Genomic DNA, 23,475 nt, shown 5'->3' on the forward strand with positions numbered 1-23,475 from the left:
ATAGCGTATAGACCATGGATTTCGTGGACCGGCATGACGTAGAGGCGCGACTGTGGGTGACGGAGGCGATTCGTAAGGTAGAAGCCGACGCCAACCGGAGCTGTGATACGCACCTCCATGTCTTTCCGCTTCCCCCGCGCTGGGGCATAAACCTCTACTTGAAAGACGAGTCAGTCCACCCCACTGGTTCACTCAAACACCGACTTGCTCGATCTCTCTTCCTGTACGGCCTGGCCAACGGCTGGATCGGGCCGGCCACCACGGTCGTAGAGGCGTCGAGCGGCTCGACGGCGGTCAGCGAGGCATATTTCGCCCGGCTCCTCGGCCTGGCCTTCATCGCGGTGATGCCCGCGTCCACGTCACCGGAGAAGATCGCGCTGATCGAATTCTACGGCGGCAAGTGTCATCTGGTCGACGACCCCGGCACCATCTATGACGAGTCCTACCGCCTGGCGGCCGAGACGAACGGCCACTTCATGGACCAGTTCACCTACGCCGAGCGGGCCACGGACTGGCGGGGCAACAACAACATCGCCGAGTCGATCTACTCGCAGATGTCCATGGAGCCCCACCCGGAGCCCACCTGGATCGTGGTGGGCGCGGGCACGGGCGGCACCTCCTCGACGATCGGCCGCTACATCCGTTACCGCCGTCACCCCACGCGTCTCGCGGTGGCCGATCCGGAGGGCTCCGCCTTCTATCCGAGCTGGGTGTCGGGCGACACGTCCGTCACCGCGCGGGGCTCCCGCATCGAGGGCATCGGCCGGCCGAGGGTGGAGCCCTCGTTCCAGCCGATGGTCATCGACCGCATGATCACCGTTCCGGACGCCCGGTCGATCGCCGCGATGCACTGGGTCCACGAGGTGACGGGCCGCGACGTGGGCGGCTCCACCGGCACGAACGTGGCCGCCTGCGTGGACCTGATCCGCGAGATGCGCCGAACGGGCACGCAGGGCAGCATCGTCACCCTGATCTGCGACGGGGGCGAGCGCTACCGGGGCACCTACTGCGACCCGGACTGGCTCGCCGCCCAGGGCCTGGACCTCACACCCCATCTGGCAGACCTGCGTACGTTCCTGTCGGCGAGCTGACCTGGTCACGGCCGGTCAGGAAGTGGTTCTGGCGGGATCGACGGCGAAGAGCTTCGCCACGTCGTCGAGGATCGCATGGGCGCCCTGGATGCCGACCGCGCTCATCCAGGTCAGATCGCTGACCTCGTGCTTCTCACCCTTGAGCTTCCCCCACAGCGGGTTGCCCACGAACTTCTCCTTGGGCCCCTCAGACGACGGGTCAGGATATGTCGCGACAAACAGGTGATCCGCGTCCAGGTCCCCGATGCGCTCCTGGCTCACGTCCACCACGATCGCGTCCTGCTTGGTGGGCTGACCCTCCGGGCGCGGGAAGCCGACGTCCTTCATCACAACCCCCGAATAGGAGTTCTCGACGTACAGCCGCGTCGTCGGCTCACCGGCGAACCTGACAATGGAGATGGTCGGCAGCTTCCCGTCCTTCTCCTTGATCGCGGTGCCGATCTTCGCGGCCCGCTCCTCGTACGACTTGATCGTCGTGTCGGCGAGCTGCTCCTGACCCAGAGCCTGCCCCATGAGCCGAATGTTGTCCTTCCAGATGGCGCCGGTGGTCTCGCTGAAGACGGTCGGGGCGATCTTGGACAGCTTGTCGTAGAGGGCCTCGTGGCGGACCTTGGCCGAGACGATCAGGTCGGGCTTGAGCGCGATGATCTTCTCCAGGCTGGGCTGCTCCAGGGTGCCGACCGGGGTGGCCTCCTTGCCGTACTCGGCGGCGACGGAGCCCAGGTAATCAGGTAGCTTCGTGTCGATGGACCGGTACGTGGTGTAGCCGACCACCGGCGTCCGCAGCGTCAGCACCGCGTCGACGAAGCTCTGGTCCAGGGCCACCACCCGCTTCGGCTGCGCTGGGATCTTGGTCTCGCCCATCGCGTGCTTGACGATACGGAACGGCTCCGCCGGCTTCTGCGCAGCGGGAGTCGAAGAACCACAGGCGGCGAGCACCGCCACAAGTACGGCCCCCACCAGAGCGCGCAACGGTCTCATCTGATCCCTTTCCAGCAAATATTAGGCAACCCTAATTAAGGTTAGCCCTGCCTAACCTGGCATACTTCACCAAGGTCGGGCAAATGAACACAGGGAGGATTCGCGTGACCGCAACTGCTGTGACGCCGCGCCCGCACGGCGTTCAGCATCGGCGGCTCACCGTTCTCCTGATTCTGCTCGGGGCCGTCGTGATCGGCGTGGTGCTGAGCATCACGATCGGCGCCAAGTCCGTACCGCTGGCCGACGCCTGGCACGCGCTCACCGCCCCGACCGGCACCGAGAACGACATCGTCATCCGCTCCCTACGCGTCCCCAGGACCGTGCTCGGCGTACTGGCCGGGTTAGCACTGGGCGTCGCGGGCGCGCTCATGCAGGGCCACACCCGCAACCCGCTCGCCGACCCCGGACTGCTCGGCGTGACCCAGGGGGCAGCGTTCGCGATGGTCGCCTCGATCATCCTGCTGGGTGCCTCCAGCCTGCTCGCCTACATCTGGTTCGGCCTGGCCGGCGCGCTGATCGCCAGCGTCGGAGTGTTCGCGCTCGGCATGGTCGGCGGGCGCGGCGGCCCGACGCCGGTCACGCTCGCCCTGGCGGGCACCGCCGTGAGCGCCTTCCTGTACGCGCTGACCTCGGCCATCGTGCTCCTGGACGAGCAGGCGATGGACGTGTTCAGGTTCTGGCAGGCAGGCTCCATCGCCGCCCGGGGCTCCGAGGTGGTCTGGCAGGTGCTGCCCTTCATCCTTGTCGGCCTGGTGCTGGCGATGGTCAACGCGCCGGGACTGAACGCGCTGGCCCTCGGCGAGGACGTCGCCCGCGGCCTCGGCCAGAACATCGCTCTCACCCGCACCGTCGGCGTCGCCGCCGTCACCCTGCTCACCGGCGCCTCGGTGGCCGCCTGCGGGTCGCTGGCGTTCGTCGGGCTGATCGTGCCGCACCTGGTCCGCCCGCTGTCCGGCACCGACCATCGGTGGCTGCTGCCGTACTCCGGACTGGTCGGCGCCGCGCTGCTGCTGCTCGCCGACGTGATCGGCCGCGTGGTCGCCCCGCCGGGCGAACTGGAGGTCGGCGTGGTGCTCGCGCTCCTCGGCGCCCCCTTCTTCGTCGTCCTGGTCCGCCGCAGAAAGCCGGTGCGGCTGTGACGACGACTCCGCTCAGGAAGACCGATTGGGCTGTGATGACGGCGAATCCCGCTCAGCAGGCCGGCGTAGCCGTGATGATCAGCAGGCCGGTGTGGCCGTGATGACGACGATCCCGCTGCGGGTGGCGGGCCTGTCCTGGCGGGTACGGCCGCGCGCCGTCGCCGTCACGCTCGGCGGCCTGGCGCTCCTCGGCCTGCTCATGGCCCTGAACATGCGCATCGGCGACATCCCGATGAGCCTGTCCCAGGTGCTGGGCGGCACGTTCGACGTCAACAGCGCCGAACACTTCGTGATCATGGAACTCCGCCTGCCACGCGCCCTGACCGGCGCCCTGGTGGGCGCGGCGCTGGCGCTGTCCGGCGCGATCATCCAGTCCATCGCGCGCAACCCGCTGGCCAGCCCCGAGATCCTCGGCGTCACCACCGGCGCCTCCGTCACGGTCGTGGCCGGGGTGGTGGCCAGCGGCAGCGCGTACGGCGGGGTCAGCGGCCTGCTCTCGACCCTCGGCATCCCCCTCCTGGCGCTGGTCGGCGGCCTGGCGGGAGCCGTGATCGTGTACGCCCTGGCCTGGCGGCGCGGGCTCGACGGCTACCGGCTGGTCCTGGTCGGCATCGGCGTCGCCGCGGTGTTCACCAACGTCAAGTACTGGCTGCTGACCGTCGGCGACGTGAACGACACCGGCCGGGCCATGGTCTGGATCAGCGGCTCGCTCAACGGCCGGGGCTGGGAGCACGTGCTGCCCGTGGCGCTCGCGCTGGTCGTACTCGTGCCGCTGACGCTGCTCGGCACCCGTTCGCTCGACGCGCTGCGCTTCGGCGACGACACGGTCACCGCGCTCGGCCTGCGCATGAACCCGGCGCGCGCGCTGATGATCCTCGCCGCGGTGCTCCTCGCCGCCGTCGCCACGGCCTCGGCGGGCCCGATCGCGTTCGTCGCGCTGGCCGCGCCGCAGGTCGCGCTCCGGCTGACCCGCTACGGCCAGCCACCGCTGTTGTCGTCGGCAGTGGTCGGCGCCGTGCTGACCGCCGCCGCCGACCTGATCGCGCGTACCGTCTTCTCCCCGATCGAACTGCCCGTCGGCGTCGTGACCGCGGTCCTCGGCGCCCCGTACCTGATCCACTTGATCTGGAAGGCGCGCAAATGAGGCTCCAGGCCGTCGACGTCAAGCTCGGGTACGGCGATCGCACCATCGTCGATGGGCTCGACCTCGGCATCGAGGCGGGCACGGTCACCACGATCATCGGCCCTAACGGCTGCGGCAAATCCACCCTGCTGCGCGCGCTCGGCCGACTGCTCCGGCCGCAGGGCGGCGAGGTACTGCTCGACGGCAAGCGCATCGACCGGACCCCCACCCGCGAGGTGGCCAAGATCCTCGGCGTACTGCCGCAGGCCCCCACCGCGCCGGAAGGGCTGACGGTCGCCGACCTGGTCGCCAGGGGCAGGCACCCGCATCAGACCTGGTACCGGCAGTGGTCGTCGGACGACGAGTCGGCCGTGGACGAGGCGCTGGCCATGACCGGCCTGGCGGACCTCGCCGAACGCCCCCTGGACGAGCTCTCAGGCGGGCAGCGGCAGCGGGCCTGGATCTCCATGGCGCTGGCCCAGGGCACCGACCTGCTGCTGCTCGACGAGCCGACCACGTTCCTGGACCTGGCGCACCAGGTGGAGGTCCTGGAGCTGGTACGGCACCTGCACGGGGCGGCGGGCCGGACCATCGTCATGGTCCTGCACGACCTCAACCTGGCGGCCCGCTACACCGACCGGCTGGTGGCCATGCGGGAGGGCCGGGTGGTGGCCGCGGGCGACCCGCACGAGGTGCTGACGGAGGACCTGCTGCGGGAGGTGTTCGAACTGGACGCCAAGATCATCGCCGACCCGGTGGCAGGCACGCCACTCGTCATCCCCATCGGCACACACCGCTGAACCCCGTCGGCACGCACCCCGCCGCACATCCTCATGTCCCGATTTACTTGGAATTGTCGTCGCCGAGAATGGCGTCCACGAACACCTCAGGATCAAAGGGCGCCAGGTCGTCGGGACCCTCTCCGAGCCCCGCCAGCTTGACCGGAACCCCCAGCTCCCGCTGGACCGAGATGACGATGCCGCCCTTGGCCGTGCCGTCGAGCTTGGTCAGCGCGATGCCGGTGATGTTGACGACCTCCGCGAACACCTGAGCCTGCCGCATCCCGTTCTGGCCGGTGGTGGCGTCGAGGACGAGGAGCACCTCGTCGACCGTGGCCTTCTTCTCGATGACCCGCTTGACCTTGCCCAGCTCGTCCATGAGGCCGGTCTTGGTGTGCAGGCGGCCGGCGGTGTCGACGATGACGACGTCGGCCTTCTCCTCGATGCCCTTGGCCGTGGCGTCGAAGGCGACAGAGGCGGGATCGCCGCCCTCCGGCCCGCGTACGACGTCGGCGCCGACCCGATCTCCCCAGGTCTGGAGCTGATCGGTGGCGGCGGCCCGGAACGTGTCCGCCGCACCGAGCACGACCTTCTTGCCGTCGCCGATCAGCGCGCGAGCCAGCTTGCCCGTGGTGGTGGTCTTGCCGGTGCCGTTGACGCCGACGACGAGCACGACGGCGGGCCGCTCGCCGTGCTTCTGGACGTGCAGCGTACGGTCCAGATCGGGGTTGATCTGGGCGAGCAGCTGCTCCCGGAGCAGCTTACGCACCTCCTCGGGGGTGCGGCTGCCGAGCACCTTGACCTTCGTGCGCAGCTCCTCGACCATGGCGCGCGTCGGCGCCACGCCGACGTCGGCGGTGATCAGGCTCTCCTCGATCTCGTCCCAGACCTCGTCGTCGAGGCGGTCGCGGGACAGCAGCTCCAGCAGGCCGCGCCCGAGCGTGCTCTGCGAGCGGGCCAGCCGGGAGCGCAGCCGCACCATCCGGCCGGCGGACGGCGGCGGCACCTCGATCTCGGGCGTGACGACGGCGGGTTGCGCGGGCGGCGGGAGCGTGGTGGTCGCCCCTCCCCCCTCACCCTCCTCCGCGCTGGGCGCCGGACGCTGCTCGGGGAGCGTGGGCGCCTGGGGCGTCTTGGGCGGTTCGACCGGCGGTGCGCCCTTGCCACCGGGCCTGAAGAGCAGGAAAAGGCCGCCGGCCGCCAGCAGGGCGACGACGACCACGATCACGATGACGCCGAGGTAACCATCCACAACAGGTCAGTTTTCCAGATGGACCGGCATGCTGATGACCCGCGCCGCGCGGACCGGCCCGATCGGAGCCCGGACGATCAGGCGATGTCAGGCGGACTCGCGCTCCCGGAGTCGCTGGCTGACCACCTGGGTGACGCCGTCGCCGCGCATCGACACGCCGTAGAGGGCGTCGGCGATCTCCATCGTCCGCTTGTTGTGGGTGATGACGATCAGCTGGGAGCTCTGCCGCAGCTCCTCGAAGAGCCGCAGCAGCCGCTGCGTGTTGGTGTCGTCGAGGGCCGCCTCCACCTCGTCCATCACGTAGAACGGGGAGGGCCGCGCCTTGAAGATGGAGATCAGGAACGCCACCGCGGTCAGCGACCGCTCCCCACCCGACAGCAGCGACAGCCGCTTGACCTTCTTGCCGGGCGGCCGGGCCTCGACCTCGATGCCCGTGGTCAGCATGTCACCGGGCTCGGTCAGCACCAGGCGACCGTCGCCACCGGGGAACACCCTGGTGAAGATCTGCTCGAACTCCCGCGCCACGTCCTCGTAGGCGGAGGAGAACATCTGCTCCACCCGGTCGTCGACCTCCTTGACCACCAGCAGCAGGTCGCGCCGGGTCTTCTTGAGGTCTTCGAGCTGCGAGTTGAGGAAGGCGTGCCGCTCCTCCAGCGCCGCGAACTCCTCCAGGGCCAGCGGGTTGACCTTGCCGAGCTGGTTCATCTGCTTCTCGGCGATCTTGGCCCGCTTCTCCTGCTCCTCGCGTACGTAGGGGACGGGCGGGTCGCCGGGGACCGGGGCCTCCGGGCCGTACTCGGAGATCAGCGACTCGGGCTCGACGCCGAACTCCTCCAGGGCGCGCTGCTGGAGCTGTTCGAGGCGGAGCCGCTGCTCGGTGCGGGCGACCGCGCTGCCGTGGACCCGGTTGACCAGCTTGTCGAGCTCCTGGCCCAGCTCGCGTACGTGCAGGCGGACCTGCTTGAGCTCGGCGTCGATCGCGACGCGGGCCAGGTCGGCCTCGTCGCGTTCGCGGGCGGCGAGCTGGATGGACGTCGCCAGGACCTTGAGCACCTGCTTGGCGCCGTTGCTCACGGCCTCGGCCACCGCGGCCTGCCGCCTGCGCCTGGCCCGCTGGGAGGCGGCCTCGGCGCGTTCGTGGCGTTCGCGCTGGGCCGCCCTGATCAGGCCGTCGGCCCGGCCCTCGATGCCCTTGACCCGCTCCTCCGCGGTGCGGACCTGCAGGCGGGTCTCCATCTCGCGCTGCCTGGCGACCTGGCAGGTGGCGGCCAGCTCGTCGCGGACGTCGGTGGTCGGCTCGGTCTCCAGCTCCTGCGCGTATTCGGCCTCGGCCAGCCGGATCTCCAGCTCGGCCAGCTCCTCCAGCCCCTCGGTGCGGGACTCCTCAGCCGTCGTGACGCTCTTGGCGAGGCGCTGGGCCTCGGCGCGCGCGGCGTCGGCGGCGGCTTCGAGCTGGGCCAGCCGCTTGGCCGCCGCGGCGTTGCGCTGGTCGGCCTCCCGCTGCCTGGCTCTGACCTGGTCGAGCGCGCCCTGGGCGGCGTTGACCCCGGCCTGGGCGGTGCCCGCGGCGGTCTGCGCCTCGTTGACCTGGCTCTGGGCCGACTCCACGGCCAGCTGCGCGGCCTGCTCGGCGGCCGCGGCCTCCTCCAGGGCGGCGGCGGTCTCCTCGGCCCTGCCCTCGGCCTCCTCCAGGTCCGCGACGGCGTCGTCGAGCGCCGCTCGCACCTGCAGCACCGAGGTGCCGCCCTCGGAGCCGCCGCTGGCCAGGTGGGCGCCGACGAGGTCGCCGCCTCTGGTCACGGCCCGCAGCTCGGGATGGGCGTCCACGATCGCGCGGGCGGCCTCGAGGTCGTCCACGACGACGACGCCGGCCAGCAGATGGTCGAGGGCGGCCCTGAGGTGTCCGGGCACCGTCACCAGCGCGGCGACCCAACGACTCCCCTGAGGCGCGGCCACGCGCACCTGATCGGCGACCTGTCCGCCGGAACCCGCAACGTGGACCTGATCGGCGGAGCCCGCCACCAGGAGGGTCGCCTGGCCCGCCTCCTTGACGCGGAGCAGTTCGAGAGCGCCGATCGCGGTGTCCACCGTCTTGACGGCGATCGCGTCGGCGATCGGCCCGAGAACGGCCGCCACAGCTAGCTCGGCGCCCGGGGTGACCTGCATCGAGGCCGCCAGAGGACCGAGCACCCCGGCCAGGTCGGTCTCAAGGAGGGCCGCACCGCCGTCGCCCTTGGCCAGGCCGAGCTCCAGGGCCTCGCAGCGGGCCCGGAGAGCGGCTACGGACCGCTGGGCCTCCTGGTCGGTGGCGCGGGCCGTGCCAATGCCCGATCGGGCGGACTGGAGAGCCGCTCGCGGCGCGTCGAGCGCGGACTTGGCCTGCTCGACCGCGGCCCGAGCCTCGTCGGCCGCCGCCTTGGCCTCGTCGACCAGCGACTGCGCGGTGACCAGCTCCGCGGCCAGCGCCGGGTCGACGGCGGGCTCCTCCAGCCGCCGCGCCTCCAGGTCCTCACGGGCCTGGCGCTCACGTCCGGCGGCCTCGGTCACGGCGCGGGTGAGGCGGCCGATCTCGTCTTCGGCGGCACGGGCCCTGCTGCGTACGGAATCGACCTGGCCGCGCAGTTTGGCCAGGCCCTCGCGCCGGTCGGCGGCGGCCCGTGAGGCCATCGCGAGCCGCTGCTCCTCGGCGCTCAGCTCGGCCTCGGACTCGGCGCGCCGCTGGACCGCCTCCTCCAGCAGGTCCTGGGCGTGCTCCAGCTCCGCACGGAGGATCAGCTCCTGCTCGCGCACCTCGGCGGCCTCGCGTTCGAGCTCCTCCGGGTCGCGCCCGCGCCGCTCGATGGCGGCCGCGTCGAGCGCGTGCCGGTGCCGTTCGGCGGCCAGTTGTTCGAGGCCGGTGATGCGTTCGCGCAGGGAGGAGAGCCGGAAGTAGGTCTCCTGGGCGGCGCTCAGCCGGGGCTGGGCCTCGGCCTCGGCGCTCTCCAGGGCGGCCTCCCGCTGCTGGCCCTCGGCCAGCTCGGACTCCACCCTGGTGCGCCGGGCCAGGATCGCCGCCTCGTCGGCCGCCTCGCGCTCCAGCGTCTCGCGTAGTACGCACACGTCGTCGGCCAGCAGGCGCAGCCGCGCGTCGCGCAGGTCCGCCTGGATGACGGCGGCCTTGCGGGCGATCTCCGCCTGGCGGCCGAGCGGCTTGAGCTGGCGGCGCAGCTCGGTGGCGAGGTCCTGGACGCGGGTGAGGTTGGCCTGCATGGCGTCGAGCTTGCGGAGCGCCTTCTCTTTGCGCTTGCGGTGCTTGAGTACGCCCGCGGCCTCTTCGATGAACGCGCGCCGATCTTCGGGGCCCGCGTGGAGCACGGCGTCGAGCTGGCCCTGACCCACGATGACGTGCATCTCACGGCCGATGCCCGAGTCGGACAGCAGCTCCTGGATGTCGAGCAGGCGGCAGGTGTCGCCGTTGATGGCGTATTCGCTCTGGCCCGACCTGAACATCAGGCGGCTGATCGTGACCTCGGTGTAGTCGATCGACAGCGCGCCGTCGGAGTTGTCGATGGTCAGTGTCACCTCGGCCCGGCCGAGCGGCGGCCTGGAGGAGGTGCCGGCGAAGATGACGTCCTCCATCTTGCCGCCGCGCAGCGACTTGGCGCTGTGCTCGCCCATGACCCAGGCCAGGGCGTCGACGACGTTGGACTTGCCGGAGCCGTTGGGGCCCACCACACAGGTGATGCCGGGCTCGAAGCGCAGGGCGGTCGCGGAGGCGAACGACTTGAAGCCGCGCAGGGTGAGGGTCTTCAGGTGCAAGACCACGCCCCCTTCTCCGAGAACCGATTTCGGAAAAGCCTACTGGTCTTCGCTGCCCCATGAGGGCGGGTGCAGTCGAGGCCGCGCCGGTCTGGTAAAGGAGGCACCAAACTCTAGGGAATAAGCAAATAACAAGGGACGCCTCTTCGAGACGTCCCTGGGGTGTCGTGCGCTCCGGACACTCTTAGGTGAGTGCCGGCTCGCGCTCTTGCATACGGCTGAGCGCCTCGTCGCGGGTTTGCGCCGCAAGAGCGTCATTCGTGGCCTGGAGTCGGATGAGTTCTGCCTCCAAATCCCGGATCCGCTGTTGCAGACGGCGCATCTCCGAGACCATTCGAGGGTCAGGACCGCCGACGTGGCCGAGTAGAGCCTTCGCCATGGTAAAGGGTCCTCCACGCTGAGTGACCAGACTGGTTCGCGCACTTCTTATTCCGCGGGAGGGGTGCGCGTGGTACCTAACAAGAGTCGCACCGGCAGTGTGGGCGGTCAAGTCGAACGAACCGCAGAGACCTACCCCCGGGCACTCCCGACATACAACTATACCCTATTTGGGCTGTTTAACGAAACCCCTTACCTCTCCACAAACCCACCCAAACTACCTCGGGCTTCGCTCCATCGTTCCACCACTCCATCGACTCTGCCCGGCGTGTCGCAACCTCTGAGCAGCTCCAGCAGCTTGACGCAGGACTCTTGTGTGCCTTCCGCCACTATCTCCACCCGGCCGTCGGCCGCGTTCCTCGCCCAGCCCGTGAGTCCGAGCTCCAGAGCCCGTGCGCGCGTCCACCATCGGAAGCCCACACCCTGCACTCGCCCCCGCACCCATACCGTCAACCGCACCATGGGATCCCCCTTTTTCCTTTACGCAAGCCGAACCCAGGCCACCACACAGTCCTCCGGAGGACTCGCTCAGCGAGGCTTGCGCTGGCAGGTCGGGCAGCTGTAGGACGAGCGGTTCATGAACGGGTCGCGCCTGATCGGGGTGCCGCAGCGGGAGCAGGGCTGGTCGCGCCGGCCGTAGACCTCCAGGGAGCGCTCGAAGTAGCCGCTCTCCCCGTTGACGTTGACGTACAGGCTGTCGAAGGACGTCCCGCCCTGCAGGAGGGCGGCGCCCATGACCTGGCGGACCGCGGCCAGGAGCTCGGCGATCTTGGGGCGGGTGAGGGTCTGGGTGGGCCGGGCCCAGTGGAGTTTCGCCAGCCAGAGCGCCTCATCGGCGTAGATGTTGCCGACTCCGCTGATCAAGGACTGGTCGAGCAGGGCCCGCTTGATCTCGGTCTTCTTCTTGCGCAGGTTCGTGGCGAAGGCGGCCTCGTCGAACGCCTTCTCGAACGGGTCGGGGGCTATGTGCGCGATCGGCGCGGGGATGCCCTCGACCAGGGGGGTGAGCATGACGTGGCCGAAGGTTCGCTGGTCCACGAAACGAAGGTCGGAGCCGCCGTCGGCGAAGCTGAGGCGTACGCGTAGATGCTTCTCCAGCGGCGAGTCGGGCGGCACGATGAGCAGCTGACCGCTCATGCCCAGGTGCGCCAGGAGCGCCTCGTCGTCGCCCGAGAGCGGCAACCACAGGTATTTGCCGCGGCGCTCCGCGGAGAGCACCGTACGGCCTCTCAGGCGCGCGCAGAACTCCTCGACGCCCGGCACGTGCCGCCTGGTGGCGCGGGGATGGAGCACCTCGGCTGAGGCGATCTCCCGGCCGGTGACCCATTCGGCGAGGCCGCGGCGGACGACCTCGACCTCCGGCAGCTCTGGCACCTAGCCCGCCGGCTGGCTCTCGCGCTGCTCGCGGCGGGCCCTGATGCGGGTCCACGCCGCCTCGGCCGCCTGCTGCTCGGCTTCCTTCTTGCTGCGGCCGGTGCCCGCGCCGTAGGACTCGCCGCCCACCCGCACTTCGGCGGTGAACGACTTGGCATGGTCGGGGCCGCTCTCCTCGACGTGGTATTCGGGCACGCCGAGCGCCTCTGAGGCGGTGAGCTCCTGCAGCGAGGTCTTCCAGTCGAGGCCGGCACCCAGCGAGGCCGAGCGGACGATCAGCGGGTCGAACAGCAGGTGCACGACCCGGAACGCCTCGTCGAGGCCCTTGTCGACGTAGACGGCGCCGATCAGCGCCTCCAGCGTGTCGGCCAGGATCGAAGACTTGTCGCGGCCGCCGGTGCCCTCTTCGCCCCTGCCGAGCCGCAGGAACCGGCCCAGGCCGAGCGTGCGGGCCACATCGGCCAGGGCACGCATGTTCACCACCGCGGCCCGCAGCTTGGCCAGCTGGCCTTCGGGCAGGTCGGGGTGATTGCGGTAGAGGGTGTCGGTCACGACGAGGCCGAGCACCGAGTCGCCGAGGAACTCCAGGCGCTCGTTGGTGGGCAGGCCACCGTTCTCGTACGCGTAGGAGCGGTGGGTCAGCGCCCGCTCCAGGATGTCGGAGCCGAGGCCGACCAGCAGCACCCGCTCCAGCTCTTCTCGGGCGACCTCGACGGCCACCGGCTTAGGACCTGCGCCCACGTGCTTCCTCCTCGGACATCTTCACATGGCGCGACGGCTGCGGAAGATGCCCGAAAACGTGGTGGGCGTCGGGGGACCAAACCCCGGCGTCCACCACGGCCGCGGGCGAACCGCCACCGCACGCGTCAGACGGTAACGCCGACCGGGGCACAATGGCACCCGGTCGGCAGTGCGTCAACCCTTCGAGCGGTCATGGTCCGCTCACCAGGCGGTGCGATCAGGCGGACGGCTCGATCACCTGGCGGCGGTTGTAGGTGCCGCAGGTGGGGCACGCGATGTGCGGCTGCTTCGGCGAACGGCACTGCGGGCAGCTCACCAGGGCGACAGCAGTCGTCTTCCACTGGGAGCGACGGGCGCGGGTGTTGCTCCGCGACATCTTTCGCTTCGGGACGGCCACGTCACTTCTCCTGATCGTTATCGTTCTCGGTAACCAGACCTTGCAACGACGCCCAGCGAGCGTCGATCTTCTCGTGCCGGTGATCGTCGCCGGCCTCGGCCAGCTTGACCCCGCATTCCGTGCAGAGACCCGCGCAGTCTTCACCGCAGACGGGGCTCAGCGGCAGTGCGAGCACCGCCGCGTCGCGGAACGTCGGCTCGAGGTCGAGCAGCTCACCGTCGAGCAGTGAATCCTCCTCCGAGGCGTCCTCGTCGGAGTAGAAGAACAGCTCCTGCAGGTCGACCTCGATCTCCGAGGTGACCGGGTCGAGGCACCGAGCGCACTCCCCGGCGAGCGGGGCCTGCGCCGTGCCCGAGACGAGCACGCCTTCCATCACTGCTTCGAGCCGGAGATCCAGCTCGACTTCGGCGTCCTTGGGGACACCGATCATGTCGACGCCGAGATCCACCGGTGCCGGGAGGGACAGGTTCATCCGCTTCATCGAGCCCGGTCGCCTACCCAGGTCGTGAGTGGAGATCACCCAAGGGGAGCGGGGGTCGAGGTGCTGAGTCATCTGCTCTCGCTAGGCATGGCGAAATGTCGCCGTCGTACAAGGCCGAAATCAAAGGATAGCAGGTCGGTGTCAGCTCCTGAGCCGCTCGATGAGGAGCTCGTGCACCAGGTCAGGCACCAGTCCGGACACGTCACCACCGTATCGGGCGATCTCCTTGACCCTGCTGGAGGACAGGAAAGAGTATTCGGGGTTGGTCGGCATGAACAGCGTCTCGACCCCCGACAACCGGTAGTTGAGCTGTGCCATCTGCAGCTCGTAGTCGAAGTCGCTGACCACCCTGATCCCCTTGACGATCGCGGGGATGTGGTTCTGCTTGCAGAAGTCTACGAGCAGGCCATGGAATTTCTGCACCTTGACGTTCGCGTACTCCTTGGTCACGGTGTGCAGGACCTCGATCCGCTCGTCGACCGTGAACAGGCCGCTCTTCTCGAGGTTGATGAGCACTGCCACGGTCACCTCGTCGTACAGCCGGGCAGCCCGGCCGATGATGTCGAGGTGGCCGTTGGTGATGGGGTCGAATGACCCCGGGCAGACAACGCGGCGCAAAACGCCTCCCCAGGTCTACGGGTTCCCGGCGGCGCGACCGTACCAAACGGATGCTTCGCCGTAGCGACGGACCCTCTCCTCTGCGTAGCCTTCGGGCCACACCAGGGCTTTTCCCCTGCTTTCCCGCTCGAACGCCACCAAAGCCCCATCCGTCAGCCAGCCGTTGTCACGCAGCGACTCCAGTACGCGTGTGACCTCGTCGTCGGTGACGGCATAGGGCGGATCCGCGAAAACTATGTCGTAGCCCCCCTCCTCGGGCTTCGCCAGGAACCGCTCGACCTTGTCGGCCACCACCCGCGCCCCATCGAGCGCCAGCGTCTCGACGTTCGCCCTGATCGTGCGGACGGCCCTCGGGTCGGACTCGACGAGCACCGCGTGGGCCGCCCCCCGGGACAGCGCCTCCAGCCCGACGGCTCCCGACCCCGCGTACAGATCGATCACTCGGGCGCCCGCCAGCCCGTGCAGCGAGTCGAGGGTCAAGAAGATCCCTTCTCGCGCCCTGTCACTGGTCGGTCTCGTCCCGCGCCCCGGCGGCACGGCCAGCCGCCTGCCACCCGCGCTCCCCGCGATGATCCGAGTCATGAGGGCCATTGTTCCGCATGTCGACGCAGGTCAAGAGTGGACAAGTGTCGGCCTCGAGTACGCAAGGGTGATTCCCATCGCGGGGAGGGTCTCGCATGATGGGTCCTGCGGCCTTCAAGGTGACCCAGTTGGAGGCCGACCGGCGTGATCGTGAGCCCTTCCGCACGCCGGTTCCCTCGGCACCTGACCCGAGGGTGGGCCCAGCCGGGGACGGCATTCGGGGGGAGGCCGTCCCCGCGGCTGGGGACTGTATCAAGATCAAGGGCTTTTTCTTTTTTTACGGCACGGCCGGGTTGGCCGCCACCCCCCATACGTGGCTGAGGGCCTCCAGGAAAACGGCCGCTGAACCCGCACCGGGCCGGGCGCCGTTACGTGCGATCCTTACTCGATTCCGTGGCATCTCGTGCCCGGGGATCAGGGCTTCTTCCAATGCCCGGGATCAGGTCTTCTCCAGATATTCGGCCCGTTCGTCCGCCAGCAGGCGGTCTATCTCCGCGCGCAGGGCGTCGTTGGACTTCAGGTCCGGGTCGGCGGCCAGCAGGGCCGCGGCTTCGTCTCTGGCCGCCTCTATGACGTCCTCGTCGCGGAGGAGCTGGAGCAGCTTCAAGGACGAGCGTTTGCCCGACTGGGCCGCGCCCAGGACGTCGCCTTCGCGGCGTTGTTCGAGGTCCACGCGGGACAGCTCGAAGCCGTCGAGGGTCGCCGCCACGGCCGACAGGCGGGCTCGGGCGGGGGTGCCCTCGGGGAAGTCCGAGATCAGGAGGCACAGGCCCGGCAGGCCGCCCCGGCCGACTCGGCCGCGGAGCTGGTGGAGCTGGGAGACGCCGAACCGGTCGGCGTCCATGATGATCATGACTGACGAGTTGGGCACGTCCACGCCGACCTCGATGACCGTGGTGGCGACGAGGACGTCGAGCTCGCCCCGGGTGAACGCGCGCATGATCGCGTCCTTCTCCTCCGGCGGGAGCTTGCCGTGCAGGACGCCCAGCCGGAGGTCGCGGAAGGGGCCGCCGGAGAGCAGCTCGGCCACGTCGAGGACGGCCAGCGGTGGACGCCGCTCCTCATCGGACGGCGGTGCCTGCAGATCCCCCTCGTCGCCCTCCAGGTCGCCGATGCGCGGGCAGACGATGTAGGCCTGCCTGCCGAGGGCCACCTCCTCGCGGACCCGCTCCCAGGTGCGCTCCAGGAAGTGCGGCTTCTCGGCGGCGGGCACGACGTGGGTGGTGATGGGCGCGCGGCCCGAGGGGAGCTGCGAAAGCGTCGAGACCTCCAGGTCACCGAAGACGGTCATGGCGACCGTACGCGGGATCGGGGTGGCGGTCATGACCAGCACGTGCGGACGGCCGCCGCCGGCCTTCTCGCGCAGCGCGTCACGCTGCTCCACGCCGAACCGGTGCTGCTCGTCGACCACGACCAGCCCCAGGTCGGCGAACTGGACGTGCTCCTGGAGCAGGGCGTGCGTGCCCACGACGATGCCCGCGGTGCCGGAGGCGGCGTCGAGCAGCGCGGACCTGCGCGCGGCGGCGTTCATGGAGCCGGTGAGCAGGGTGACGGCCGTGCCCCCGAACATGCCGCCCTGCGCGAGGTCGCCCAGCATGCCGCTGATCGAGCGGTGGTGCTGCTGGGCCAGCACCTCGGTAGGCGCCAGCAGCACCGCCTGGCCACCCGCGTCGACCACCTGCAGCATCGCGCGCAGCGCCACCACGGTCTTGCCCGCGCCCACCTCGCCCTGCAGCAGCCGGTGCATGGGGTGCTCCAGCGCCAGGTCGGCCGCGATCTCCTCGCCGACGAGCGCCTGCCCCTCGGTGAGCGAGAACGGGAGCCGCCCGTCGAAGTCGGCCAGCAGACCGTCGGCCCGCCGGGGCCGGGACCTGGCGGGCCACGCGGTCGCCGCCTGCCTGCGCTGCAGCAGGACGGCCTGCAGGACGAACGCCTCGTCGAACTTCAGCCGCTCACGCGCCCGCCGCATGTCGGCGAAGTCCTTCGGCCGGTGGATGGACACCAGCGCCTCGCCCAGCCCCTCCAGCCCGCGCCGGTCCCGCAGCTCGGCGGGCAGCGGATCGTCGAGGGGCCCGAGCGTGTCGAGCACCACGCCGATCGCCCGCCTGATCGCCCACGGCGTCAGGTCCTTGCCCGCCGGATAGATCGGGACGGGCGCCGCCGCGAAGTCCTCGGCGCTCGCCTCACCCTCCTCGAACAGCTCGAACTCCGGGTGCGACAGCTGCCACCGCGGCGTCGTCCTGGACCCGAACATGCCCACCTTCCCGGCGAACATCCCCCGCCGCCCCGGCTTGAGCCGCGACTCGGCCACATGGGAGCCCTTGCCGAAGAACGACAGGTAGATCTTGTTGCGCCCGCCGTCGACGACCTCGACCTCCAGCCAGGTGCCGCCCCGGTTGCGCATGGGCTTGCGCATCAGCCTCGTGACCTCGCCCACCACGGTGACGTGCTCGTCGACCTCCAGCGCGTCGAGCGAGGTCAGCTCCCCGCGCTCGGCGTAGCGGCGCGGGTAGTGGCGCAGCAGGTCGCCGACCGTCTCCAGGCCGAGCACGCTGTGCAGCAGCTTGGCGGTCTTGGGGTCGAGCGCTTTCGTCAGGGGCTCGTCGAAACGGCTCACGGGACTATGTTCTACCGCCTGCGGCCGACAGGAATCATTCGACACCGATGAGCAGTGGATAACCGCCCTGCTCTCCGTCGTAGACGACCAGGTCCACGTCGGGTCTGATGACCCTGAGGTGGGCTTCGACGTGGGCGGTCAGGCGTACCGGCGCGTCGGCTCCCGTGACCAGGGTGACCAGTTCGCCGCCGCCCGCCACCATCCGGTCCACGACGAGCGTGGCCACCTCCTCCAGCGTGCCGCCGATCACCGACACGTCGCCGTCGATCAGCCCGAGCACGTCGCCGGGACGGCACACGCCCGCGCTCGTCACCGCCTCGCGGTCGGCCACCACCAGGTGCCCGTGGCGCGTGTGCCCGGCCGCGTCGGTCATGGCCACCACGTCGTCGTCGAAGCGGCGCAGCGGATCGTGCACGGCCAGCGCCGCCAGACCCTGCACGGTGGCCCTGGTGGGCAGCACGCTGACCACGACGCCGTCCTCACGGGCGATCTCGGCCGCCGCGGTCGCGACCGCCCCGGCGCCCTCGTCGTTCGGCAGCACCGCCACCTCGCCGCCCGCCTCCCGGATGGCGGCCAGCATGGCGGGCAGCGTGGGCCGCGTGCCGGGGGCGCGGCGCACCACCACCGCGCCGCACTCCTCGAACAGCGCCGCGATCCCGTCCCCCGCCGCGACCGCCACCACGCCCCTGCCCGCGCTTGCCCGGTGCGTACGCTCGGCCAGGTAGGTGATCCTGATCCGGTACGGCCGCCCCGCGCGCAGCGCCGCCTCGACCGCGGGGCCCGCCTCTCCGACGTGGACGTGGACGTTCCACAGGCCCTCGCCGCCGACCACGACGAGCGAGTCGCCCATCGCGTCGAGCTCCTCGCGCAGCTTGGCCACCGCGGCGTCGTCGGCGTCGAGCAGGTACATCACCTCATAGCCGGCCCCCACCTCGGTCATCGGCGAGATCCGCGAGGTCGGCGCTGGCACGTCGTAGCGGTCGCTGTGGGAGCCGGTGATCACCCGTTCGAGCGACTCCAGGATGATCGCCAGCCCGGCGCCGCCGGCGTCCACGACGCCGCTGCGCGCCAGCACGTCCAGCTGCTCGGGCGTACGCCGCAGCGCCGCCCGCGCCGCACCGGCCGCCCGCCGCGCGACCGCCGCGAGATCGCCCATCACTTCCTGGACGGCCGCTTCCTGGCCGGGCACCTCGTGGGCGCGCCCTTCCTGTACGGGCATCTCCTGTACGGCCTGTGCCGCCGCCTCCAGCACGCTCAGCACGGTGCCCTCGACCGGCCTGGCCACGGCCTCCCTGGCCAAGGTGGCGGCCCGCAGCAGTCCGGCGCGTAAGTCGGCGCCGTCCTTCAGCACCTCCGCGAGCCCACGCAGCGCCTGGCTGACGATGACCCCCGAGTTGCCCCTGGCGCCGATCAGCGCGCCGTAGGAGAGCGTCTGCCACATCACCGCGGCGTCCACGTCGTCGGGCAGCGCCTCGACGGCCTCGGCCGCGGAGAGCACGGTCAGGTGCAGGTTGGTGCCGGTGTCGCCGTCCGCGACCGGGAACACGTTGAGCGCGTCGATCTCCGCCCTGGCGCCGCCCAGAGCGTCGGCGGCCAGGCGGGCCCAGCGGCGTACCGCGGGCGGGTCGAGAACCTCCATCTGCGCGCTCCGACCTCCCCGCATGCGCTACCGTTAATGCAGGAGGATATCTCCGCATTTGAGCCCGTCTAGTGCTCGTGGTTCGCGCCCAGTGGCGCGGATCGGATATCCTCGTCAGGCTGGCCGGTTGTCCCGGCATGCCCTTCGCCCGGAAAGCATCACGCGGACAGGGCTACATCGACTGTTTTAAGGAGCGATACCGTGGCTTCCGTCTGCGATGTCTGCCGCAAGGGGCCGACCTTCGGCAACAACGTGTCCCACTCGCACCGCCGCACCCGCCGTCGCTGGAACCCCAACATCCAGACGGTCCGCGCGGTCATCGGCGGCACGCCGAAGAAGCTCAACGTGTGCACCTCGTGCATCAAGGCCGGCAAGGTCACCCGCTAGCCGGTTCCGACTTTCGCCAAAGCCCGCCTGCTCGACACCGAGCGGCGGGCTTTCGCCGTGTCCGGGATGGCTCGGGTCAGCGCCAGCGCCAGGCGTGGTCGACCGGGCCGATGCCGTCGCCGAGCGGGAAGCCCTTGGCGATAGCGCCCGTCACGTACTCCTTCGCCTTGCCCACCGCCGTCGGCACGTCGTCCCCCAGCGCGAGGTAGGAGGCGATGGCCGAGGCGAGCGTGCAGCCTGTGCCGTGCGTGTGCCGATTGTCCAGGCGCGGCGCGGAGAAGCGATATTCGCTCGTGCCGTCCGTGAGCAGGTCCACGGGCTCGCCGGGCAGGTGGCCACCCTTGATCAGGGCCCAGGCGGGACCCAGCTCCAGGATGGCGTCGGCCGCGCGGCGCAGGCCGTCCTCGTCCTCGACCTTGACCGAGGTGAGCTGCTCGACCTCCCACAGGTTGGGCGTGACGACGGTGGCGACCGGCAGCAGCCGCGTCTTGACCGTCTCGACGGCCTCGGGCGCGAGCAGCGGGTCGCCGTGCTTCGACACGCCGACTGGATCAACCACCACCGGCGCCGGGTACGCGCCGAGCGCCGCCGCCACGACCTCGACCAGTCCGGGTGAGGCCAGCATGCCGGTCTTGACCGACCGCGCCCCGATGTCGCCGAGCACCGAGTCGAGCTGCGCCCGTACGGCCTCGGGCGGCAGCTCCCAGTAGCCCTGGACGCCGAGCGAGTTCTGCGCGGTGACCGCGGCGATGACGCTCATGCCGTGGACGCCCAAGGCGAGCATGGTCTTGAGGTCGGCCTGAATACCCGCCCCGCCGCCGGAATCGGACCCGGCGACGGTCAGCACGCATGGAGGGGTCGTAACCGTCATATCCCCCATCCAACCATCCCCCGCCGGGATGGCCGGCTAGCCAACGGCCCGTTCCCGGTCGGAGGGCCGATTAACTGACGGTCCCTCCCCCACCGGCATGGCTGGTTAGCTGACGGCGCAGTCCCCGCCCACCAAGCCGCAGTTCGCCGGCGCGGCGCCCCGGCCCGTGGCCGAGATCGTCAGCTGGGCGGTGCCGCCCTCGGCGAGCGACTCGGTCAGGTCGATGATCAGCTGATCCCCGTCCTGCGTCCACCCGGCGCCCTTCACGTCCAGTACCCGGCCGCGGATCGGCAGGGAGACCGTGAGCGACGGCAGCGCCGCCAGGGAGGAGTTGACGACGTCCAGGTGCGCGGTGTAGCCGACCAGCCCTTGGTTGGTCACGTCGAAGTTCAGGCTCACCGACTGACCGCCCGCGGCCTGGGCCGGGTCGGTGGGTACGGGGGCCGTCGTGACAGTGCCGGTCTGGGTGTCGGGGTTGTTGACCGTCGTGGCCTCTTCGGTCGGCTCCTCCGTGAGGCTCTCCGTCGGGCTCGGGTCGACCGGCTCCCTCGTGGGTTTGACCGGTTTCTTCGTCTTCGTCTTGGTCGGCGTCGGTGTCGGGGAGGCGCTACGGTGCGGCGTGTGCACGTTGACCGTGGCCGACGGCTTCGGGGTGTCGGCGGCCTTGGTCTCCTCCTTGGTCGGCTCCTCGGAGGGCTCCTCCGTAGGCTCCTCATCCGCCGGGGACGCGCTGGGCTTCGCACCCGGCTGGTTGGTCACCTGTACGGCGGCGCAGGTGGCGCCGGCGCACTTGGCCGGGTCGTTCGAGGAGCTCATCATCTTGACGCCGGCGACGGTGCCGCCGAGTACGACCGCCACGGCGGCGACGGAGAGCAGCGCCACCTTGCCCCGTCCGCCACTGGGAGGCGCGGCGAGCACGTCGGGGTCGGCGGGCGGCTTCTTGCGGCCCCGGCGGCGGCGCGGCTCCGGCTCGTCGATCGGCTCGTCCGACGACCAGCCCGAGCCGAGGAAGCCGTTGTCGGCGCTGTCCGCCCAGGCGGGCGTGGGCGCGTCGACCATGGTCGGCGCGCCGTACACCTTGATGTCGCCCGGCGCGGGCGGCTCGTTCGACGGCGGCCCGAACACCTCGGTCGAACCGAAGACCTGGGTGGCGCCGAAGGGCTCGTTGAAGTCACGTGTCTCGTTCGAGCCGGGCTCGCCGTCGGGTCCCGCCGGCCGGCCGGGGGTGTCCCACTCCGGGCGGGTGAAGGCGCCGGTCGTCTCGAACGGCCCCTCAGGGCGGTCGGACTGTCCGGCACCACCCGTCGGCGGCTGCTGCGGCTGGTTGAACCCACCTTCGGGGGGCATGATGAACGCCCCCGTGGTCTCGGAAGGCCCCTCTGGGAACGCCCCAGAGCCCTCAGGACGCCCATGGGGCCGCGTGGCCGACCCTTCGGGACGCATGAAGGCGACGACCGAAGCCCCTTCGGGCCGGGTGAAGCCGTCCGCGGGTCCTTCCGGGTGAGGGAAGCCACCCGAGGGCCCTTCGGGGCGAGTGAAGCCGCCTGCGGGCCCTTCCGGATGGGTGAAGCCGCGCGCGGGCCCTTCGGGGCCATTGAAGCCGCCTGCGGGCCCTTCCGGGCGGGTGAAACCGCCCGTGGGTCCTTCTGGGCGGCTGAACATGCTCGGGGGCTCGGAGGACGACTCCGGGGGCCGACCGGCGGCCTTCGACCGCGGCGGCGGCGCGAACGCGCCCGTCGTCTCGAACGGGTCAGGCCGTACGCCGGGAGCAGGGCCGGTCGGGGCCGGTCCGCCTTCCCGTTTCGGCATCGGCGCCCACTGGCCCGTCACCTCCACCTGGTCGGGCGGCGAGGGCCAGCCGGGCGGCTCGGCTCCTGGCTCGTCCGGGCCCCAGAAGGCGCTCTTGGCGGTCGGATCCGGGACGGCGGCCCACCTCGCGGCGGGGTCGGTGGTGAACCTGGGGTCCTCCTGTGAATCGTCGGAGCCCTCGTTCCCCCATTCATCCTCGTCGTCGGATCCACCTGTGCCGTGGCGGCCCATATGGCTGCCCTTTCTGCAGGTTACAGTGGCCGCCAATCTTCATAACACCTTTACTACGGCTTTGTCCCAGTAATCCCGGTAGTCACACCCCAAATCCGCCAAATCTTACACAAATCGCGGCGTCTTGTCACGCAAAGTGATCCCATCCGGCGTGACCAATTTCACGCCCTCGGACGTGAACTCCCTGACCTGCCACTACGTCCCCCACGATTCGCCACGGAGGCGGCAGCGCCACTCCGGCGGGGAACACCGCCGCGAGCGCGTGATCCTCGCCGCCCGACAGCACCCAGTCCAGCGGATCGGCCCCGAGCCGCTCGGCCACCGCCGCCACCGGCTCCCCCACGACGAACGCGGCCGGGTCCAGCTCGACGCGTACGCCACTGGCCGCCGCGATGTGCCCGAGGTCCTGAAGCAGTCCGTCGCTCACGTCGAGCATCGCGCTCGCCCCCAGCTCCGCGGCCTCGGGCCCCGAAGAGTACGGCGGACACGGCCGCCGATGCGCGGCCACAGCCTCCCAGAGCGCCTCTCCCTGCGGAGAGAAGGGCGGAGAGAGGGGCATCCCCTCCGCACGGCTCGCCTCCGCACGGCTCGCCTCCGAAGGGTGGCTGGGCGGCCAGCCGGATTCGAGCAGTGCCAGCCCCGCGGCGGCGTACCCAAGGCGTCCGGCCACCGCCACCACCTGCCCGGGGCGCGCGCCCGACCGGGTCACCGGCGCTCGGCCGCCCAGATCGCCGAGCGCCGTCACCCCGATGACGACCAGGTCGCCGCGCGCGATGTCGCCGCCCACGACGCTCGCCCCCACGATCGCGCACTCGTCGCGGAACCCGTCGGCGAGCGCGTCGAGCCACTCCACCGGCAGGTCCGCGGGCATCCCCAGGCCGACCACGATGGACGTCGGCACGGCCCCCATCGCGGCCACGTCCGCAAGGTTCTGAGCCGCTGCTTTGCGCCCCACGTCATAGCCGCTGGACCAATCGCGGCGAAAGTGCCTACCCTCGAGTAGCAGGTCCGTAGACACCACGACGCGCCCGTCGGGCGCCCTAACCATTGCGGCGTCGTCGCCCGGCCCGAGGAGAACCGTCGCACCTTGCGGCAAACGCCCGGAAATACGAGACACCGCTCCGAATTCGCCGAGATCTCCGACTGTGATGACGCACCTCCTGACGCACACAGGGTACGGTGGCCCT

The 23,475-nt window shown here is 70.5% G+C and carries 21 protein-coding genes; 5 read left to right on the forward strand and 16 right to left on the reverse strand.

The annotated features are described in order from the left end of the window. The first annotated feature begins 14 nt into the window (after nt 1-14). Entirely contained in the window at nt 15-1,091 is a 1,077-nt protein-coding gene (locus AB0L53_RS22600) for a PLP-dependent cysteine synthase family protein (RefSeq protein ID WP_363996898.1), read from the forward strand. A 15-nt stretch (nt 1,092-1,106) separates the two neighbouring features. Here AB0L53_RS22600 and AB0L53_RS22605 read toward each other — a convergent pair whose 3' ends face one another. Further along, on the reverse strand, nt 1,107-2,072 hold the full coding sequence (locus tag AB0L53_RS22605; RefSeq protein ID WP_363996901.1) for an iron-siderophore ABC transporter substrate-binding protein: 966 nt from the start codon (nt 2,070-2,072) through the stop codon (nt 1,107-1,109). Between the two features lie 104 nt (nt 2,073-2,176). On the opposite strand from AB0L53_RS22605, the gene AB0L53_RS22610 reads away from it, so the two are divergent. The 3 genes from AB0L53_RS22610 to AB0L53_RS22620 all read left to right on the forward strand — a co-directional run bounded on the left by AB0L53_RS22610 (nt 2,177) and on the right by AB0L53_RS22620 (nt 5,134). Beyond that, on the forward strand, nt 2,177-3,211 hold the full coding sequence (locus tag AB0L53_RS22610; protein WP_363996904.1) for an iron ABC transporter permease: 1,035 nt from the start codon (nt 2,177-2,179) through the stop codon (nt 3,209-3,211). Between the two features lie 100 nt (nt 3,212-3,311). Then, the gene (locus AB0L53_RS22615; protein ID WP_363997054.1) at nt 3,312-4,355 is read left to right on the forward strand and encodes an iron chelate uptake ABC transporter family permease subunit; all 1,044 of its coding nucleotides are present in this window, start codon (nt 3,312-3,314) and stop codon (nt 4,353-4,355) included. Continuing rightward, entirely contained in the window at nt 4,352-5,134 is a 783-nt protein-coding gene (locus AB0L53_RS22620) for an ABC transporter ATP-binding protein (RefSeq protein ID WP_357950460.1), read from the forward strand. Before AB0L53_RS22615 ends, AB0L53_RS22620 begins: the two co-directional genes overlap by 4 nt. Before the next feature lie 43 nt (nt 5,135-5,177). Here AB0L53_RS22620 and ftsY read toward each other — a convergent pair whose 3' ends face one another. From ftsY to AB0L53_RS22680, 12 genes are all read right to left on the reverse strand, one after another. Further along, a complete protein-coding gene (ftsY, locus tag AB0L53_RS22625) occupies nt 5,178-6,365 on the reverse strand; it encodes a signal recognition particle-docking protein FtsY (RefSeq protein WP_363996909.1) in 1,188 nt (395 codons plus the stop codon). 87 nt (nt 6,366-6,452) lie between these two features. After that, entirely contained in the window at nt 6,453-10,163 is a 3,711-nt protein-coding gene (gene smc / locus AB0L53_RS22630) for a chromosome segregation protein SMC (protein WP_363997057.1), read from the reverse strand. A gap of 184 nt (nt 10,164-10,347) precedes the next feature. Further along, nucleotides 10,348-10,542 (reverse strand): hypothetical protein, encoded by a 195-nt coding sequence (locus tag AB0L53_RS22635; protein WP_090938435.1) that lies wholly within the window; start codon nt 10,540-10,542, stop codon nt 10,348-10,350. Nucleotides 10,543-10,733: 191 nt separating this feature from the next. Then, entirely contained in the window at nt 10,734-11,003 is a 270-nt protein-coding gene (locus AB0L53_RS22640; protein WP_363996912.1) for an acylphosphatase, read from the reverse strand. 66 nt (nt 11,004-11,069) lie between these two features. After that, on the reverse strand, nt 11,070-11,915 hold the full coding sequence (mutM, locus tag AB0L53_RS22645) for a bifunctional DNA-formamidopyrimidine glycosylase/DNA-(apurinic or apyrimidinic site) lyase (RefSeq protein ID WP_357950453.1): 846 nt from the start codon (nt 11,913-11,915) through the stop codon (nt 11,070-11,072). After that, entirely contained in the window at nt 11,916-12,635 is a 720-nt protein-coding gene (gene rnc / locus AB0L53_RS22650; RefSeq protein WP_357950763.1) for a ribonuclease III, read from the reverse strand. It abuts the gene before it with no gap. Nucleotides 12,636-12,873: 238 nt separating this feature from the next. Continuing rightward, entirely contained in the window at nt 12,874-13,053 is a 180-nt protein-coding gene (gene rpmF / locus AB0L53_RS22655) for a 50S ribosomal protein L32 (RefSeq protein WP_033409409.1), read from the reverse strand. Nucleotide 13,054: 1 nt separating this feature from the next. After that, a complete protein-coding gene (locus AB0L53_RS22660) occupies nt 13,055-13,501 on the reverse strand; it encodes a YceD family protein (RefSeq protein ID WP_357950450.1) in 447 nt (148 codons plus the stop codon). Nucleotides 13,502-13,675: 174 nt separating this feature from the next. Next, nucleotides 13,676-14,152: a pantetheine-phosphate adenylyltransferase gene (gene coaD, locus AB0L53_RS22665; RefSeq protein WP_363996917.1), complete on the reverse strand. Its 477-nt coding sequence runs from the start codon at nt 14,150-14,152 to the stop codon at nt 13,676-13,678. Nucleotides 14,153-14,167: 15 nt separating this feature from the next. After that, nucleotides 14,168-14,734, reverse strand: a complete 567-nt coding sequence (gene rsmD, locus AB0L53_RS22670; RefSeq protein WP_363996920.1) for a 16S rRNA (guanine(966)-N(2))-methyltransferase RsmD — start codon at nt 14,732-14,734, stop codon at nt 14,168-14,170. A gap of 439 nt (nt 14,735-15,173) precedes the next feature. Continuing rightward, nucleotides 15,174-17,351, reverse strand: coding sequence for an ATP-dependent DNA helicase RecG (recG, locus tag AB0L53_RS22675; RefSeq protein WP_363996923.1), 2,178 nt, complete (start codon nt 17,349-17,351; stop codon nt 15,174-15,176). Nucleotides 17,352-17,385: 34 nt separating this feature from the next. Next, a complete protein-coding gene (locus AB0L53_RS22680) occupies nt 17,386-18,990 on the reverse strand; it encodes a DAK2 domain-containing protein (RefSeq protein WP_363996926.1) in 1,605 nt (534 codons plus the stop codon). A 201-nt stretch (nt 18,991-19,191) separates the two neighbouring features. On the opposite strand from AB0L53_RS22680, the gene rpmB reads away from it, so the two are divergent. After that, nucleotides 19,192-19,377 carry a 50S ribosomal protein L28 gene (rpmB, locus tag AB0L53_RS22685; RefSeq protein ID WP_049556934.1) on the forward strand — a complete coding sequence of 62 codons (186 nt, stop codon included), beginning with the start codon at nt 19,192-19,194 and terminating at the stop codon, nt 19,375-19,377. A 76-nt stretch (nt 19,378-19,453) separates the two neighbouring features. Here the strand turns inward: rpmB and thiD are convergent, their stop codons facing one another. From thiD to AB0L53_RS22700, 3 genes are all read right to left on the reverse strand, one after another. After that, nucleotides 19,454-20,257, reverse strand: coding sequence for a bifunctional hydroxymethylpyrimidine kinase/phosphomethylpyrimidine kinase (gene thiD, locus AB0L53_RS22690; protein WP_363996930.1), 804 nt, complete (start codon nt 20,255-20,257; stop codon nt 19,454-19,456). A 96-nt stretch (nt 20,258-20,353) separates the two neighbouring features. Beyond that, nucleotides 20,354-22,288 (reverse strand): hypothetical protein, encoded by a 1,935-nt coding sequence (locus AB0L53_RS22695; protein WP_363996933.1) that lies wholly within the window; start codon nt 22,286-22,288, stop codon nt 20,354-20,356. A gap of 127 nt (nt 22,289-22,415) precedes the next feature. Then, complete coding sequence (locus AB0L53_RS22700; protein ID WP_363996936.1) at nt 22,416-23,459, reverse strand: thiamine-phosphate kinase; 1,044 nt, start codon at nt 23,457-23,459, stop codon at nt 22,416-22,418. Between the last annotated feature and the right edge of the window lie 16 nt (nt 23,460-23,475).

Source organism: Nonomuraea sp. NPDC052129, from assembly GCF_040680095.1.
In the GTDB taxonomy this organism is placed as follows: domain Bacteria; phylum Actinomycetota; class Actinomycetes; order Streptosporangiales; family Streptosporangiaceae; genus Nonomuraea.